The organism is Streptomyces indicus (assembly GCF_900100315.1).
Taxonomy (GTDB): Bacteria; Actinomycetota; Actinomycetes; order Streptomycetales; family Streptomycetaceae; genus Streptomyces; species Streptomyces indicus.
This window is the reverse complement of record NZ_FNFF01000018.1, coordinates 133,205-150,290: the sequence shown is the minus strand read 5'-3', so window position 1 is coordinate 150,290 and position 17,086 is coordinate 133,205. Positions and strand designations below refer to the sequence as shown.

At 72.4% G+C, this 17,086-nt stretch carries 15 protein-coding genes; 7 read left to right on the top strand and 8 right to left on the bottom strand.

Annotated features, from left to right (window positions below):
• Positions 1–30 precede the first annotated feature (30 nt).
• The 6 genes from BLT97_RS31740 to BLT97_RS31715 form a co-directional block, all read right to left on the bottom strand.
• A complete protein-coding gene (locus BLT97_RS31740; protein WP_093616437.1) occupies positions 31–1,581 on the bottom strand; it encodes an SCO6880 family protein in 1,551 nt (516 codons plus the stop codon).
• Positions 1,578–2,921, bottom strand: a complete 1,344-nt coding sequence (locus BLT97_RS31735; protein WP_093616435.1) for a hypothetical protein — start codon at positions 2,919–2,921, stop codon at positions 1,578–1,580. The genes BLT97_RS31740 and BLT97_RS31735 overlap by 4 nt, the downstream gene beginning before the upstream one ends.
• On the bottom strand, positions 2,911–3,756 hold the full coding sequence (locus tag BLT97_RS31730; protein WP_093616433.1) for a DUF8175 domain-containg protein: 846 nt from the start codon (positions 3,754–3,756) through the stop codon (positions 2,911–2,913). The genes BLT97_RS31735 and BLT97_RS31730 overlap by 11 nt, the downstream gene beginning before the upstream one ends.
• Before the next feature lie 202 nt (positions 3,757–3,958).
• Positions 3,959–4,267, bottom strand: a complete 309-nt coding sequence (locus tag BLT97_RS31725) for a hypothetical protein (RefSeq protein WP_093616431.1) — start codon at positions 4,265–4,267, stop codon at positions 3,959–3,961.
• A gap of 329 nt (positions 4,268–4,596) precedes the next feature.
• On the bottom strand, positions 4,597–4,881 hold the full coding sequence (locus BLT97_RS31720) for a hypothetical protein (RefSeq protein WP_093616429.1): 285 nt from the start codon (positions 4,879–4,881) through the stop codon (positions 4,597–4,599).
• 83 nt (positions 4,882–4,964) lie between these two features.
• Complete coding sequence (locus BLT97_RS31715; protein WP_093616427.1) at positions 4,965–7,739, bottom strand: helix-turn-helix transcriptional regulator; 2,775 nt, start codon at positions 7,737–7,739, stop codon at positions 4,965–4,967.
• Positions 7,740–8,048: 309 nt separating this feature from the next.
• Here BLT97_RS31715 and BLT97_RS31710 point away from each other — a divergent pair, with 309 nt between their 5' ends.
• The gene (locus BLT97_RS31710) at positions 8,049–8,636 is read left to right on the top strand and encodes a DUF6294 family protein (protein WP_093616425.1); all 588 of its coding nucleotides are present in this window, start codon (positions 8,049–8,051) and stop codon (positions 8,634–8,636) included.
• Positions 8,637–8,839: 203 nt separating this feature from the next.
• Positions 8,840–10,075 carry a serine hydrolase domain-containing protein gene (locus tag BLT97_RS31705; RefSeq protein WP_093616423.1) on the top strand — a complete coding sequence of 412 codons (1,236 nt, stop codon included), beginning with the start codon at positions 8,840–8,842 and terminating at the stop codon, positions 10,073–10,075.
• Positions 10,076–10,133: 58 nt separating this feature from the next.
• Here BLT97_RS31705 and BLT97_RS31700 read toward each other — a convergent pair whose 3' ends face one another.
• Positions 10,134–10,595 (bottom strand): pyridoxamine 5'-phosphate oxidase family protein, encoded by a 462-nt coding sequence (locus BLT97_RS31700; RefSeq protein WP_093616421.1) that lies wholly within the window; start codon positions 10,593–10,595, stop codon positions 10,134–10,136.
• A 137-nt stretch (positions 10,596–10,732) separates the two neighbouring features.
• Positions 10,733–10,963, bottom strand: coding sequence for a hypothetical protein (locus BLT97_RS31695; protein ID WP_093616419.1), 231 nt, complete (start codon positions 10,961–10,963; stop codon positions 10,733–10,735).
• Positions 10,964–11,102: 139 nt separating this feature from the next.
• Between BLT97_RS31695 and BLT97_RS31690 the strand changes: the two genes are divergently transcribed.
• From BLT97_RS31690 to BLT97_RS31670, 5 genes are all read left to right on the top strand, one after another.
• A complete protein-coding gene (locus tag BLT97_RS31690) occupies positions 11,103–12,608 on the top strand; it encodes a methyltransferase (RefSeq protein ID WP_093616417.1) in 1,506 nt (501 codons plus the stop codon).
• A 193-nt stretch (positions 12,609–12,801) separates the two neighbouring features.
• Complete coding sequence (locus BLT97_RS31685; RefSeq protein ID WP_093616415.1) at positions 12,802–13,608, top strand: ABC transporter ATP-binding protein; 807 nt, start codon at positions 12,802–12,804, stop codon at positions 13,606–13,608.
• 5 nt (positions 13,609–13,613) lie between these two features.
• Positions 13,614–14,942, top strand: coding sequence for an ABC transporter permease (locus BLT97_RS31680; RefSeq protein WP_093616489.1), 1,329 nt, complete (start codon positions 13,614–13,616; stop codon positions 14,940–14,942).
• Positions 14,943–15,046: 104 nt separating this feature from the next.
• Positions 15,047–16,078: a C40 family peptidase gene (locus tag BLT97_RS31675; RefSeq protein WP_093616413.1), complete on the top strand. Its 1,032-nt coding sequence runs from the start codon at positions 15,047–15,049 to the stop codon at positions 16,076–16,078.
• A 248-nt stretch (positions 16,079–16,326) separates the two neighbouring features.
• Positions 16,327–17,082, top strand: a complete 756-nt coding sequence (locus BLT97_RS31670; protein ID WP_093616411.1) for a phosphatase PAP2 family protein — start codon at positions 16,327–16,329, stop codon at positions 17,080–17,082.
• The last annotated feature ends 4 nt before the right edge of the window (positions 17,083–17,086 follow it).

Here is a 17,086-nt window from a genome sequence, read left to right as displayed (position 1 = left end):
GACGGCTCGGCGGCTCTCGCCTGATGACGGCTAGCGGCGGATGCCGGTCGCGAACGGCAGCGTGTTGACGAAGGCCCGGTGGTGCTCGCGGTCGCACCACTCCAGCTTGAGATAGGACTTGCCGGCCGAGGCCCGGATGGTCCGCTTGTCGCGGGCGAGGGCCTCGGGGTTACGGGAGGAGACGGTGATGTAGCCGACCAGGTTGACGCCGGCCGCGCCGCTCGCCAGGTCCTCGCCGCGCTGGTCCAGGCGGGAGTGGGCGGCGACGTCGCGCGGGTCGACGGTCCGGTTCATCTTCATCTGACGGGAGGCCTCGGCCTCGTCGTTGGTCTTCTCCGTGAGCATCCGCTCGATGGCGATCTCGGTGGGTTCGAGGTCCATCGTCACGGCCACCGTGCGGATCACGTCGGGGGTGTGCACGAGCAGCGGCGCGAGGAAGTTGACGCCGACGGGCGTCATCGGCCACTCCTTCACCCAGGCCGTGGCGTGGCACCAGGGCGCGCGCGTGGAGGACTCCCGCGTCTTGGCCATCAGGTACGTGGCCTCGCGGGCGTCCAGCTCCGCCGGCCAGGCGTTCCGCTTCGTCATCGCCTGGATGTGGTCGATGGGGTGGTCCGGGTCGTACATCGAGTGCACGAGCGAGGCGAGCCGGCCCTGGCCGAGCGGCTGCCGTACGCGGATGTCGGCCTCCTGGAGGCGCGAGCAGATGTCCGTGAGCTCACGGGCCATGACCACCGCGAGCCCGGCGTCCTTGTCCACCTTGCGGCCCGCGAGCGGCCGCGTGGCGCGCGCCATCGCGGCGGCCTCGGCGGCCAGGTCGCGGCTGTAGTGCATGCACGCGACCAGGTAGGCGCGGTGCTGCTCGCTGCTCGTGGACACCATGGACTGGAGCTGGTCGTACGACTCCTGGAGCCAGCCCGGCGCCTTGTCGTCCCCGCGGACGGCCACGTCCTTGGCGTGGGCGTCGGGGTCGGCGGGCAGCGTACGGGCCAGCATCTGGAGGCGGGTCACGAAGCCGTCGCCGTTCGCCACGTGCTTGAGCAGCGTGCCGAAGCGGTCGACCAGGGCCTCCTGGTCCTCGGAGTCGCGCAGGCCCACGCCCGGGCCCTCGATCTCGATCGCGGCCGTGACCGTCCTGCGGTCGGCGTGCAGCAGCACGGCGATCTCGTCCGGGCCGAAGGGCGCCGCGAGCCAGGTGATCCGGCCGATACCCGGCGGCGGCCCGACCTCGACCTCACGGCCGTCGAGCCGCACCCCGGCCTCCGGGGCGCCCGACCGGTAGGCCGTGCCCTGCCGCAGTGTGCGCTTGTAACTGCGGTTGATCTCGTACCACTTGAAGAAGGTGCGCCCCTTGTACGGCACGTACACCACGGCGAGCGCGAGCAGCGGGAAGCCCATGAGCAGCACGATCCGCAGGCTGAGCACGGGCACGAGGAGCCCGCACATCATGCCGAGGAACGCGCCGACGATGATCAGCGCGATCTCGCCGGTCTCACGGTTCTTGCCGATGATCGCGTTCGGCCGGGCGCGGCCGATGAGATAGGTGCGGCGGGGCGTGACCGTGTGGGACTGGGTCGTCAACGCCCTTCACCTCCAGAGCGGTTGCTGGTGCGGCTTGCGGTGGCTCCTGCCCGTCCTGCCCCGCGCGAGCTGTGGGTGCTCGTGCTCGGGGTCGTACGGGGCGGGGGTGCGGCGGAGGGGACAGTTCCGCCGCCGTTCGAGGCGCCGCGCGTGCTGTGGGCGGCGACGCCGCCGGAGGCGGGGTTGGCGGGACGGGCCTGCCCGCCGCCGCCTCCGTCGCCGCCCCGGCCGCGGGCGCTGTGGGTCTTGATGCCCTGCGAGACGAGGGCGGCGGGCGAGGAGATCACGGCGGCGGCCTTGGACTCGGCGCCGCTCATGATGCGGTTGTTGCGGCCCGCGGCGATCTCGTCGCCGAACCCGGGCACGAAGCGGTAGATCATCGCGCTGGCGAAGATGGCGAGCAGGATGATGCTGAGGCCGGAGACCACGGCCGAGAACGCGTTCGGCCCGTCGGCGTCGCTGAGGGCACCCGCGAGCCCGAGCACGATCACGATCACGGGTTTGACCAGGATGACGGCGATCATGATGCCCGCCCACCGCCGTACGTGGCCCCAGAGGTTCTTGTCGACGAGCCCGGCGTACACGACGGTCCCGAGCAGCGCGCCCACGTAGAGCAGGGCGGCGCGGATGACGAGTTCGAGCCAGAGGACTCCCGCGGCGAGGATGCTGACCAGCGAGACGACGATCAGCATGATCGGCCCGCCGCCGATGTCCTCGCCCTTCTTCAGGGCCTCGGAGAAGGTCCCGAAAAACGTGTCCGTCTGGTTCCCCGTGGCCTTCGCGATGGCGTCGGTGATCCCGTCGGTGGCGGAGACCACGGTGTAGAGGATCAGCGGCGTGAACGCGGAGGCGAGCACCGTCAGCCACAGGAAGCCGATGGCCTCGCTGATGGCGGTGGTGAGCGGCACCCCGCGCACGGCCCGCTTGGCGACCGCGAGCAGCCAGAGCAGGAGGGTGAGGATGGTGGACGCGGCGAAGACGACGGCGTAGCTCTGGAGGAACTTGTCGTTGGTGAAGTCGACGTCCGCCGTCTTGTTCACGGCCTCGCTGAGCTTGTCGACGGTCCAACTCGCGGCGTCGGCACAGCCCTTGGCGAGAGAGCTGAGGGGGTCGAGGGTGTTGAGGGCTTCGTCGGCGGGGGTTTTGGGGGCGTCGCCGGAGCCGGATTCGCCGTTCTCGCAGTACTCCCGCGCCGGGCCGACGATGAGGTCACAGTTGTCGTCGGGGTCGGGCGTGGGTGCCGCGAAGGCCCGTGTGGCCAGCGTCAGGGCAGCCGCCTGCACGGCTGCGACTGCCCCGGCCAGGGCGAGGGTGCGTCGTCGGTAATGGCTACCGGGCATACGTGAACCCTCCGAACTCCTCGACGGCCTTGGTGATCTCGTCGGCGGACGACACCTGGTTGTCCCCGTTGACGGGGGCAGGGCCGGCCTTCGATGAGAAGCTCTCGACCTTCCAGTCACCGTCGGTCCACCGGAGCTTCAGCGTCATGGTGAACCAGTCGCTCGTCACTGGGTTCGTGGAGGCCTTGCCCGCGGTTCCGAACACACCCGTGCACCAGACCTCGACGGTCGCTGAACTGTCCGAGTACGCGGTCGCCTTGGTGCCGACCGGGGCGGTGCGCGAGACGTAGGTCTGACCGGCCGCGGCGTTGCCGTCCTTGTCGAGGCCCACCTTGTCCAGGAACGCGTCGTCGTACGCCTTGTCGAACTTGGCCTTGAGCTCGTCTCTCTTCTCGGGCACGAAGACCGTCTCGACGATGGCCGGCCGCAGCCCAGGTTTGACGATGTCCGCGGAGACAAGGGCAACGGCAAAGTTGGCCGCCGCGCTCTGTGCGCCCGTACGGGACTGCTCGTAACCGACCGGGATGCCACCGCGCTCGGTGCCCACCGCACCCTCCCCCGACGCAGCCGTCGGATTCCCCCCCGGCTTCGAGCCGCCACCCGACCCGCCCTCGTCCTCGCCCCCCTGATTGGCGAAGGCAATCGCGGCGATGAGCAGCACCACCACACCCACCACCGTGACCAGCGAGCGCGAGGAGCGGGCCGGGCGGCGCGGGGCGCCGTAGCCGTCCGCGTCGCCCTCCGGCAGGCGCGTCCGCGTGGTGCCCGTGCCGCCGTAGAACTCGGCCTCGGGACCGGGACGGCTGTCCTCGTCGTAACCGCCGCCAAGACTCATGACGCGTACGCCCCCTCAACCGATTGCAGAACCGCGCTGTACGACGGTAGCCGGGCCGCTTGCCGCGCGGGGGCGGAGTGATGACTGGACATCAGGGAGACGCAACCTCAGCCGGTGGGCACGACGGATGAATGGGAAAGTGGCCGGGAACAGTCGGTGGTGCCCCGGCCGGCGACCGCGAACTCGGGTACGGGCAGGGCGACTAGACGGCCATCCCGTACACGATGGTGAAGACCGTGCCGAGCGAACCGATGATGAAGACGCCCGTCAGTCCCGCGACGATCAGACCCTTGCCCTGTTCGGCGCTGAACGTGTCCCGGAGCGCCGTGGCACCGATCCGCTGCTTCGCGGCGCCCCAGATCGCGATCCCCAGACAGATCAGGATGGCGATCGCCATGACCACTTCGATCATCACGCGCGCTTCGTTGCCCAGGCTTCCGAAGGGCCCCCAGTCTGGAGCGATCCCGCCGATGATGGTGGTGATGTCGCCCTTCTCGGCTGCCAGAAGCATGTAACTCACCGCCCCTTATGGGTAGTTCCGCACCCCCTGCCGCTGCGCAGAGGCCAGGCATCATTGTCTCCGAGATTTGCCCGACGCATGTCGACTTACGGCCATCAGTTGCCAGAGTTGTCCCGGAGGCGTCCCGGATCCGACGAATACCGCCCGGCGCTCCCCAGTGGGGAGACCCGGGCGGTATACGCGGTTCCGTATGGTCACTCTGTGTATCACGAGGGGTGACGCCGGGCAACGAGCGGGGTGATCCTGGGTCACGCAGGTGTCCCCCGGGGTGGCGGGTCGGCCGCCCGGCCGTGTGTCGGCCGGCTGCGACCCGGCCACGGCTACGACCCGGTCACGGCGACGATCACGGCGAGGACGCAGAGCACCAGGGCGGCGATGCCCAGGTAGCGGCCGACGTCGCGGACGAACGGGGAAGGGCTGCGGTCCTTCGCGACGACGATGCGGAGCCGCACTTCGTTGCCCGCCACGTACGCCGGGATCAGGTCGCCGTCGCGGCAGGGCGGGATCCGGAACACGGCCTCGACGCCGCTGCCTTTCACGGGCAGGTCGACGCCGGTGGCGGCCTGTGCCGCGGTGACGGTGATCGGTATGACCTTGGGTGCCATGCGGTCTCTCCCCCGGGGTGGACGTGCGTCGGGGAGATTGTGTCGGGTGCGGGGCCCGCTGTCCTCTCCGCCCCGGGAATCGCCTAGGTGCTGTCCGGCCGTGTGGGCTCCAGGAGTTGGGCCAGGTCGGCGCGGCCGGCCGCGCCGAGTTTCGCCGTGAGGCGGTACAGGTGGCCCTCCACCGTACGGACGGACAAGGTCAGGCGGTCCGCGATCTGCTGGTTGCTCAGGCCCGCCGCGGCGAGGAAGGCGATCTCGCGTTCGCGGCGCGTCAGGGGCAGCGGACGGGCCCAGGCGAGCAGCGCCGGGGTGCGCAGGCCCTGGCAGGAGGCGGCGACCCGGTCGGCGGCCGCGGCCTCGCTGCCCGCCGAGCCCGAACGGCCCGCCCGCTGGAAGGCGTTGGCGGCCTGGGCGTGGGCGTCCGCCGCCGCGGCCGGGGCGCCTTGTCCGGCCAGCAGGAGCGCGGCCGCGCGCAGCGCCTCGCCGTCCTCGGCGTGCAGGGCCGCCGCGTGCATGGCCGCGCCGTGGGCGGCGGGACCGTCCACCTCGTGTTCCAGGGCGCCGAGCCGGTCCGCCGTGGCGCGGCTCGCGTCCCCGAGACGGACCGCGCAGTGCAGGGCCCACACCTCGTACGCGAAATGACCACGGGACGCGCCCAGTTCGGCCCCCGCGCGGGCGTGGGCGACGGCCTCGCTCAAGGCGCCCTCGGCGGCCGCCGTCCACGCCCGTGTCACCCACAGCTCCGGGTCGCGGACGGCGAACACCGGGCTCAGCGCGGACTCGGCACGGGTGAGCGTGTCCCGGGCCGCGTCCCGGCGGCCGAGGAGTGCGCGGGCCCGGGCCAGGGCCACCAGCGCGAACTGGCGGAACCCGCCCGCGGAACCGTGCTCGCGCAGCCCGTCGACCGCCTCCCGCAGCAGCCGTTCCGCGTCCGCGGGCCTGCCCTGTTCGAGCAGGGCCTCGCCCAGGACGCAGTGGGAGAGCTCGGGCCCGAAGGGGAGGCCTGCGTCCCGTTCCCGGTACGCACCGGCCAGCTCCACCGCCTCCGCGGTCCGTCCCGACAGCCATGCGCCGACGACCTCGGCGAGCGTGAGGGGGATGCGGAGGTAGCCGAGCTGCCAGGAGTGCGCCAGGGCGTCACGGGCCGCCGCGGCCGCCTCCCGTGCCGGTCCTTCGCGCCCACGTACGGAGTGGGCGATGGTGCGGGTGAGGCCGGCGAGCAGCAGCGGTTCGGGCTCTTCGGCCTGTGCCGCCGTATCGGCGTCGCGCAGGGCGGCTGTGTCGCCGGGGGCTTCGGGGGCGGTGAGGGGATGGCGGGCGGCGAGGGTGCGGGGATCGGGGAGGGGCCGGGGGCGTCCGGGCGCCGTGCCCGCGCCGAGTACGGCGAGGTAGCCGCGGACGCCGGCGAGGTGGCGGTGGGCGACGGGGTCCCGGAGCCGGGCGGCGGTGGCCGCGAGGGTGTGGTGGGCGGCCGGTGAGTCCCCGGCGATGAGGGCGAGGCCGAGGATCTGCGGGACGGCGGCCTGGACGTGCTCGAGGTCGGTACGGGCGAGCTCCGTCAACAGCGCCCATTCCGCGGCGAGTTCCTCGGACCGGGCGTGCGTGGAGGCCGCCGTCGCGACGACGAGCTGGGCGGGGAAGCCGGCGCCCGCCGCGAGCGCGGCCCGTGCGAGGCGTTCGGCGAGCGGCATGTCGGCCAGGAGCGCGGCCTGTTGGGCCGAGCGCAGCGACAGCGCGGGGTCGGGCGGCAGATCGGAGTCGAGGCGCAGCAGGGCACGGCGCAGGCGCGGCGCGGTGGGCTCCTCCCAGCCCTCGGGGCCCGGGTCGGCCGGTCCGAAGGAACGGGCGATCGTGCTGCCGGGTTCGAGGGCGCGGGCCAGGGTGCCGCGCAGACGCCGGCCGCGCAGCCGGCCGAGCCCGGCCCGGCGGACCTCGCCGTAGAGCGGGTGCGCGAGCCGGGCGGTGAGCCGGCCCTGCTCGTCCTGCGTGACGGTGACGAGCCCGCGCTCCTCGGCGGCCTCGACGGCATCCGCCGCGTCGGGCGGCACCAGGCGGCCGAGGAGACGGACGTCGAGCGGTTCGCCGAGCGCGAGCAGGTCGACGATCTCCCGTACGGCATCGGGGAGTTCACCCATGCGGGCCGCGATCAGGTCGACCAGCGTGGGCGTCACCATCGGGACGCCCTTCCAGCGCCAGGTCTCGCCCGCCTCGTACAGTCCGCCCGCCGCGCGCTCGCCCTCCACGAGGTGGCGCAGGAACAGCGCGTTGCCTTCGGTGAGCCGCCACAGCCGTTTCGCCGATACGGAGTCCACGGGGCCGCCGAGCACCGACGCGAGGAGCTGCCCGCACTCCTCGAGGCCGAGCGGCGGGACATCGAGCCGCCGCAGCCGGCCGCTCTGCCACAGGCCGGTCACCGCCTCCGGCACGGGCTCTCCGGAGCGGACCGTCAGGACCAGGCCGGCCGCTCCTTCCAGCGCCAACTGCTGTACGAGGAGGGCGGAGAGCTCGTCCAGGAGATGCGCGTCGTCCACGCCGAGCACGAGACCGGCGCGGCCCGCGTCCCGGCACAGCGCCTGGCGAGTGCGGTGCAGCGCCTCGGCGGCCCCCGTGTCCACGGGTACGGCCCAGGCGGCGAAGGCGGCGAGCGGGACGGCGCGTGCGCCGGGGGTGCCGGCCGCCCACCGCGTCACGGCGCCCCGCCGTGCCGCGGCGGCCACGGCCTCGCGGGCGAGACGGGTCTTGCCGACGCCGGGCGGTCCGATCAGGACGGTCCCGGCGCGGCCCTGCTGCGGCCTGAGCGTTCCCTCGATGGTCCGTAAGTGCTCGGACCGGCCGGTAAGCGGCCAATCGGGCGTCACGCACCGAGCATAGGGACGGCGGGCTGCGGCGGGAACGCCCTGGGATCGGGGAGCGGTGGTGCGCCCTGGGCTCGGGGCGCGGTCGTGCGCCCCGACGGGTGGGGAGTGGTCGTATCCCGGGCCGGCCCCGGGCGGGGGGCGCCCGGGATCGAGTAGCGGTCGCCCGCCCCGGCCGGATTCGAGTAGCCGACTACTCGTGCCCTGCCCGCGGCCCGGACCGATGCTGAGGACGTCCCGGCCGACCGGTACGGGACGCAGACCGGCACATCGGTGCGGGGCACCGGTGCACGACCCACGGGGGACAGACGCATGACCGACCTCATGAACGGGACAGGGACAGGCCAGGCGAAGAAGCGGACGGCGCGCCGTACTTGGGCCGGGGTCGCCACCTTGGCGGTGGCGGCCGGGACGCTGGGCGTCGCGACGGTCGTACCGGACCGGGGCGGCAGCCCGCAGAAGGCGGCCGCCGTGCGGGGCGCGACGGAGACGGCCCGGGCGACCGAGTCGGCCGGGGCGGCGGGGCAGTCCAATGCCGAGGGGATCGTCACGAAGGCGGGGACGGGCACCAAGGTGTTCACCTTCCGGACCACCGCCGTCGGCGACTGCCGCCGGATGAACGGCGCGACGTGGAAGCTCTCCTCCACCGGCCACGCCTACTTCAAGGGCCACTTCTGGAGCAGCAGCGGGGACGACGCCTGGCTGATGTACGCCAAGCTCCTCGACCACCGCGGCGGTCTGATCGGCTACCTGCGCGCCGACCGGAACCCGGGCGACGCCCGCAAGTTCGTCATCGGCCTGCCGGAGGCGAACCAGATCTACACCGCGGGCCGCAACGCGTACTTCACGCCGCGCCTGTTCGACGAGGTCACGACGATCAGCCTGACGCGGCACTGCTGACAGGGCCGCCGGACTCACTGCCATACCGGCCGGAGGGCCGGGCGTGCGCACACCGCGCTGCCCGGCCCTCCGCCATGCCGTCCGCCGGAAGGCCCGATCCCGGAATGTCGACCTCCGTAAGTGCAGTCGTGGCCGGAAGGGTGGCGCGCCGCACGCGCACCGCTACATGATCGCAACTCGCCCAGGACACAAGGAGATTGACGATGACCAACGGTTCGTCCGGCCGCTTCTCCACGTCAGGCCTGAACCGGCTGCACGACGTCCTCGCCCGGCACGTCGAGTCCAAGAAGATCCCCGGCCTCGTCGCGCTCGTCAGCCGCGGCGACGAGACCCATGTCGAAGTGCTCGGCGCGATGCGCCACGACGGCGCCGGCGCGCCGATGAGCCGCGACACGATCTTCCGTATGGCATCCACCGGCAAGCCCGTCGGGATAGCCGGCGCGATGGTGCTGCTCGACGAGTGCCGGCTCCGCCTCGACGACACCGTCGACGAGTGGCTGCCCGAACTCGCCGACCGGCAGGTGCTCAAGACCCCGGACGCCGCGCTCGACGACACGGTGCCCGCGCGGCGTCCGATCACCGTACGGGACCTGCTGACCTCGACGTTCGGGCTCGGCATGGACTTCACGGCGCTCGGCACCCCGCTGATGAACGCGGTCTTCGAGCAGGGCCTCACGCCCAACCTGCCCACGCCGATGCCGGAGCCGGACGAGTGGATGCGGCGGCTCGGTGCGCTGCCGCTGATGTACCAGCCGGGGCAGACCTGGCAGTACCACATCAGCCATGACGTGGTCAGCGTCCTGGTGGCCCGGGTGTCCGGGCAGCCGTACGCGGACTTCATGCGGGAGCGCATCTTCGAGCCCCTCGGCATGAAGGACACGGGCTACCACGTGCCGGCCGCCGACATCCACCGGCTGCCGCCGCTCTACGCGCCGGATCCGCAGACGGGCGAGTTCCATGTGTGGGACGAGGCGGAAGGCGGCCGCCACAGCTCACCGCCCGACTTCGTGAGCGGTGGCGGCGGCCTCAACTCGACGGCCGACGACTACCACGCGTACTACCGGATGCTCCTCAACGGCGGCGTGCACAACGGCGAGCGCATCCTGTCGCGCGCGGCCGTGCGCCTGATGACCACCAACCGCCTGAGCCCCGAACAGCTCGAAGCCCGCACCAAGCTGGCCAAGGACAACGTCCACATCTCCTTCGGCCAGGGCCAGCAGGGCGGCTGGGGCTTCGGCATGGCGGTCCGCACGTATGTGGGCGATTACGCCCCGGTCGGCCAGTTCGGCTGGGACGGAGGCAGCGGCACCTCGGCGTACGCGGACCCGACGAACGACCTCCTCGGCATCCTGCTCACCCAGGTCGGCTCCTCGGTCCCCGCGCCGATGCACCTGATGTCGGACTTCTGGACGACGGTGTACCAGGCGCTGGAGGACTGAGCGGGTTCGGTGGGGGCGGCCTCGGGCGTGCTGCCCGCACCCCGGGGCCGCCCCACCTTCACCCCAGCCACACCCCTTCGCGCATCACGACCCGGCCGCGCAGCTCGGCCTCCCCGTGCCAGGCGCGCACGGTCCGCGGTACGACGCGCAGGTAGACGAAGGGGCCTTCCTCGGTCCGCGGATCCCAGCCGAACTTGCCGGCGAAGGCGTCCCCGGCCTGCCCGGGCACCTCACCCGCGGGATGGAGCTCCGCCTCCCCCTGGAGCAGCCCCACGTCGTAGCTGTCGGGCAGCGCGAGCCGGACGCGCGGCTCCGCCCGCACGTTGCGCGCGGTGGCGGAGCTCGCGCCCGTACACATCCACACGGCCTCCGCGTGCCACAGAAACCACAACGGGACCTGGTGCGGCCCGAGTTCGGGATGGGACGTCGCGACCCAGACATCACGCTCCGAGCCGAGCCGTTCCCTGACGTCCTGTGCGCGCTCGGCCGTGGTCCGGCCTTTGGTGTTCGGGGCTTGCATGGGCGTCGACGCTAACCGGGGGACGCGCGGTGCGCATGGGGCGCGAGTCCTAGGCCTGACGGCCGGTCCGTCCCACGAGAACGCCCTCGTTGTCCACAGGCAGTGGACAACGAGGGCGTTCTCGTGGAAGTGAAGGCTCAGAGCGTGGTGCCCAGCGGGCCGAAGCCCGTGTCGGGTTCCGCGTGGGCCGGGTGGGTGGACGTGGTCGCCCCCGCGGGAGAGGCGTCGCGGGCCGGGGCGATGATCTCCCGCTCGGCGGGGTCCGCGGCCATGGCGTACGGCATCGTGAGGACCGAGCCGACGCAGATCAGTCCGCCTGCGAGGCCCGCGCGCAGCCGGCGGGACTGGGGGATGGTGCTGGATTCCATGGGGACTCCATAGCAGGGCGAAACGGAATGTTGATCTCAACTCGCCGTGCGGCAAGGTCAGTTCAGCCCGTTCGCTCAATGGCGGTAACCGCATGGAGTAAGGGTCAAGAGGGCCGGACGGCCCGCCGAATACCCTCATATGACGACCAGCACAGCGCCTCTGCTCACGCCTCAGGCCACCGTCGCCCTGCGCGACGCGCTCCTGCGGCACGGCTACACGCGGGACGGGATCGTCACGCGGATCGGGCTCGAAGCGGCCCATGCCCTCAATCGCTACGACCCCGGGCCCGCCCTCCGACTCCTCGGCGAAGACGACCCGTTGGGCGTGCTCATCCGGCTGTTCATGTGCGGCCGCGGCGTCCCTCTCGTCCAGGTCGAGGAGGCCCTCGTACCGCTGCTCGAGCCTGCGGGCGAGGGGCAGGTGCGGGCCGCCGTCTATCTGCACCCGTACGAGAAGTGGTGGGCGGTCTCGGACTTCCCGCTGTTCCTGCGGCCCGAGGCGCACGACCGGCGCGCGGACCGGGTGCTGCCGATCGGGCCGACCGCGACGCTGCTGCGCCGCGCCCTGCTCACGCACCGGGTCGGCACGGCGCTCGACCTGGGCACGGGCTGCGGGGTGCAGGCTCTGCACCTGTCCGATCAGGCCGCGTCCGTGGTCGCCACCGACCTCTCGCACCGCGCCGCGCGCTTCGCCGCCACGACGGCCGCGCTGAACGGGCTCGACTGGGAGGTCCTGGAGGGCGACATGACCCAGCCCGTCGCCGGGCGGCGCTTCGACCTGGTGGTCTCCAACCCGCCGTACGCCGTCGGGCCCGGCACCGTCCACTGCGTGTACCGCGACTCAGGACGGCCGGGCGACACGATCGGTGCCGAACTGGCCGCCGCAGCACCCGACTTGCTCACCGAGGGCGGCCACCTCCAGTTCCGCGCGAACTGGGCCCATGTCGCGGGCGAGGACTGGCGCGAGCGCGTGGCGCACTGGCTGCCCGCCGGCGGCGGCCTGGACGCCTGGATCGTGCAGCGCGGCGTGACGGACGCGCGTGCGTACGTGGACCACTGGCTCGAACAGAGCGGCGGCGAGGAGCACTTGGGGCAGCGTGAGGCGTGGCTGCGGTGGTTCGAGGACCGGAAGATCACCGGGGTGGGGACCGGGACGGTGGTGCTGCGCCGCACGGACCGGCACGACCCCGTCGTACGGATCGAGGAACTGTCCCCGGAGGCCGCCGAGTTGACGGGCGCGCAGGTCGCGGACTGGTTCACGCGCCAGGACTGGCTGCGCGACCACGACCCGCTGACCTCCCGCTTCCGGCCCGGCGTGGGCGTCCGGCTGTGGCAGGAGGCCTCGCTGCGGCCCGAACCGGACGCGGCGGCGCGCGGCTGGCAGCTCAAGCAGCAGCTGCTCAAGACCCCCGCGGACGGCCTGAACTGGAACGACCGCACCACCCCGCTCGCCGTCGCCCTGCTCGGCGCGAGCGGCCGCGAGGACGAGACCCTCGGCGACCACCTCACCCGCCTCGCGGAGGCCGAGGGCACGGACCGCAGCCGCCTGGTCCTCGCCGCGCTGCCCGAGGTGGCACGGCTGGTGGAGCGCGGGGCGCTGGTGCCGGAGGGGCTGGCGGGGCGGGTGGGGGAGGCGCCTGCCTGAGCGGACAGGGCACGCACGGGCCCGACCCCGTACGGCCGGTCCGGCGGTCCCACCCCCACCCCACCGGGGTGTACCCACCACCACCCCGGTCCGGGCCCCACGCCCAATGTGCCGCCGAGCTCCCGTCCCTACCTTCGAAGTACGGCAGCGGAAACCGCCGTACATACGGAGAAGACGTGACAAAGGGGCTGACATGTTCGGGCGTAGGGACAAGGCGCAGAGGCCCTCCGGGCGGCACAGCGACGAGGCGCTGCGGCTCGTGAAGGTCAGCAAGAGCTACGGGGAGGGCGAGAGTGCCGTGCGGGCGCTCGACGGGGTGAGCCTGTCGCTGCCGCGCGGGACGTTCACCGCGGTCATGGGCCCTTCCGGGTCCGGCAAGACCACACTGCTCCAGTGCGCGGCCGGGCTCGAACGGCCCGACAGCGGGATCGTGATGGTGGCCGGCGAGGAGATGAGCAAGGGCAGCGAGGCCGAGCTCACCAAGTTCCGGCGCCGGCGCATCGGGTTCGTGTTCCAGCAGTACAACCTGCTGCCGACGCTGACCGTCGCGCAGAACACCATCCTGCCGCTGAAGCTGGCGGGGCGGCGGATCGACAAGGCCAAGGCCCGTTCCGTACTGGAGCAGGTGGGGCTCGGCGGGCGCCTGAAGCACCGGCCCGACGAACTCTCCGGAGGGCAGCGGCAGCGCGTGGCCATCGCGCGCGCCCTGGTCACCGAACCGGCCGTGGTGTTCGCCGACGAGCCGACCGGCGCCCTGGACATCCGCAGCGCGCGCGACGTGCTGCGGCTCCTCCAGGAGGCGGTACGCGTGCACGGGCGGACCGTGGTGATGGTGACCCACGACCCGGTGGCCGCCTCGTACGCGGACTCGGTGGTCTTCCTGGCCGACGGGCGGCTCGCGGGGCACATGCAGCGGCCGACGGTGGACGCGGTCGCGGAGCGGCTCGCGCACCTCGGCGACGACATCAACGGGCACGACTACGCGGCACAGGGGGTGTGACGGACATGTTCGCGCTCGCCCTGCGCTCCGTCCGGCAGCGGCCGGGACGGTTCGCCGCCACCCTGTTCAGCGCCTTCCTGGGCGCGCTGATCATCATGACCTTCAACTCGATGCACGACACGGCCGCCGGCGCCGGGGTCGACGACCGCAGCGCGGAGACCCTGACCGTCGCCGCGAGCGTGGTGGGCGGTTACGGCAGCCTGCTGGTGTTCTTCGCCGTCGCCTCCACGCTCACCGTCGCCGTACGCCAGCGCGCCGACGAGATCGAGCTGCTCCGTACCACCGGCGCGACCCCCGCGCAGATCAAGCGGATGGTCGTCGGCGAGGCCTTCGCCGTCGCGCTGCTCGGTGCCGCGCTGGCCGTGATCCCCGCCATGTTCGGCGGGCGGGCGCTGCTCGACCTGTTCCAGGACAGCGGGCAGGTGGCCGGTTCCGTCGAGCACTCCTTCGGGCCGATCGCGCTCAGCACAGGCTTCGACATCACCCTGCTCGCCTCCGTCTGCGCCGCCTTCCTCGCCGTACGTCGCGCGGGCCGCCGCACCGTCAGGAAGCAGGGCCGCGCGCGGACCTTCTTCTCCTACGCGGCGCTCGGCGCCGGAGCCCTCAGCCTCGCGTCCACCTCCGCCTTCGACGGGGACGCCGAGATGCTCATGGCGCCGGCCGCGTACGGGGCGATCCTGCTCTCCGTGTGCTGCGCGCTCCTGTCGACGCGGATCCTGCCGGTCGCGCTCACCGTGCTCGAGGGCCCGGTCACCGCGCTCGCCGGCGCGGGCGGCTACCTGACCGTGCGCAACATGCGGCAGCGCGCCGCCCAACTGTCCAATGTGCTCATGCCGTTGATCCTCTTCACCGGCATGGCCGTCGCCACCCTGTACATGCAGGGCGTCGAGAACGACGCGGTGCGGGCCTCCGGCCTGGTCAAGGCGGCCGACGCGAAGACCCTGGAGACGCTCAACTACGCGGTCGTCGGGATCATCGTGGCCTTCTGCTGCATCATGCTGATCAACACGCTCTACGCGACCACCTCGTACCGCGTACGGGAGTTCGGCCAGCAGCGCCTGGCCGGCGCCACCCCGCGGCAGGTGCTCGCGATGGTCGCCGCCGAGAGCACCGTCCTCACGGTGACCGGCGTCGCCCTCGGATCGCTCACCGGCTTCGCGGGCATCGTGGCCTTCACCTCCGTACGCACCGACGGGCTCCTGCCCGGACAGGGCCTCGGGATCTGGCTGGCCGTCACGGGGATCGCCGCGGCGGTGACGATCGGCACGAGCGTGGGCACGGCCTGGCGGCAGCTGCGGGCGCCGGCGGTGGAGGCGGTGGCCCTCGCGGCCTGAATCAGTCGGTCCGGCACGGCAGTTGTCCACAGGTACGCGAACAGAAGTCCGCCCGCCCATACACTGGGCGCGGCGGACTTCCTGTGCGTGAGGGGCGGTGGACGATGCGTAAGGCCTGGCTGGTCACGGCCGTTTTTCTGAGCGGCGGACTCGGCTTCGTGCTGCTGCTCGTCGTCGGCACCTTCATGGTCGCGGGCAATCTGGCGAACGGGGTGGGCAAGGGAGCCGTCGGCCTCGCCAAGGGCGCCGTGCCGGCCGCGTACCAGCCGCTCGTGCAGAAGTGGGGCAACCTCTGCCCGGCGATCAATCCGGCCCTGCTCGCCGCCCAGCTGTACCAGGAGAGCGGGTGGAACCCGAAGGCGCAGAGTCCGGCGGCCGCGCAGGGCATAGCGCAGTTCATCCCCGGCACCTGGGCCGCGCACGGGCTCGACGGCGACGGGGACGGCGACCGCGACGTGTGGGATCCCAACGACGCGATCCCGTCCGCCGCTTCGTACGACTGCAAGCTCGCCGGTTACGTGAAGGACGCCCCGGGCAACCCGACGCACAACATGCTGGCGGCGTACAACGCGGGGGCGTACGCCGTCATCAAGTACGGCGGTGTACCCCCGTATCGCGAGACCCAGAACTATGTGAAGACCATCACGACCCTCGAGAAGTCCTTCGCGCGCCCTGTTGGCCGAGTCTCTCCCTCGCGGCAGGCGGCCGGCGCGATCTCCTTCGCGCAGGAGCAGCTCGGCAAGGAGTACCTGTGGGGCGGCGACGGGACGCCGGAGGAGGGCGGCCGCTTCGACTGCTCGGGCCTCACGAAGGCCGCGTACGCCACCGTGGGCGTCGAGCTGCCGCGCGTGGCCAACGACCAGTACAACGCGGGACCGCACCCCAAACGGAGCGAACTCCTCCCCGGTGACCTGGTGTTCTTCTCGGACGACCTGACCAACTCGCGGGCGATCCGGCACGTCGGCATCTATGTCGGCGGCGGCTACATGATCGACGCTCCGCGGCCCGGGGCGGTGATCCGTTTCGCGCCGGTGGACACCCCCGACTACTTCGGTGCGACCCGGGTCACGCAGGACGGGGCGCAGGCCCTGGGCGAGGCGCGCGAAGGGATTGCGGAAGCCGCTTCGCAGACGTGAGTTGGCCGAAAGCAATCGTCCGACCACCGCTCTGAGCTGCGGCGATGAGTCACTCTTCGATAACGTCCGAGTGATCTTTCAGTGGAGAGTGGAACGTATCCAGGGGAAGTGAACGTTCTACGGGCGACGGACCGCGACACTGGTCCGGGACACCGACGGCAGACGCACTGACCAGGCTGAAGCACGGGGGTTGAGAACAAGGGCGCGCACCCACGCGCGCCCACGACGAGACAAGGGGCCGCGGCACCATGGCTGGAGTGGAGAGCGCCTTCGCGCGCGCGTCCGCCGGACCGGAGATCGCCGTCGACGGCGCCTCGAACCCCGACGTCGACCTCCTCTACGACATCAACGGACTCACCAGGTCCACCCCCGAGTGGCTCGACCGCGCGATCGGCTTCGTCGGCGAGTACGGGCTCCTGGTCGCCCTCGTCGTCCTCGTGCTGTGGTGCTGGACCTCGGTGCGGCGCCGCCCCGAGCCGGAGACCGCCGTCGCCGGGCTCGTGTGGGCGCCGCTGGCCGCGGGCATCGCGGTGCTCGTCAACATCCCGATCCGCGGGTTCGTCGAGCGCCCCCGCCCCTTCCTCGACCACAAGGGCCTCGAGCTGCTCGTGCACGGCAAGACGGACTACTCGTTCGTCAGCGACCACGCCACGCTCGCGATGGCGCTCGGCGTCGGACTCTTCGTGGCCAACCGCAAGTTCGGCCTGATCGGCATCGGGCTCGCCCTCCTGGAGGGCTTCTGCCGGATCTTCATGGGCGTGCACTACCCGACGGACGTCGTGGGCGGCTTCGCGCTCGGCACGGCGACCACTCTGCTGCTCGCGCCGCTCGCGATGGCGCTGCTCACCCCGCTCGTCACGGCGATCGCCCGCTCGCCGCGCGCCGGCTTCCTCGTACGGGCCCGGCGTGCGCCGCTCACCCCCGACACCGTGGACCTCCCGGAGCCGCGGGTGGCGGACGACGCCGCCGACCCGGACGCGGGGCGCAACGACCTGGCGGCTTGAGCGG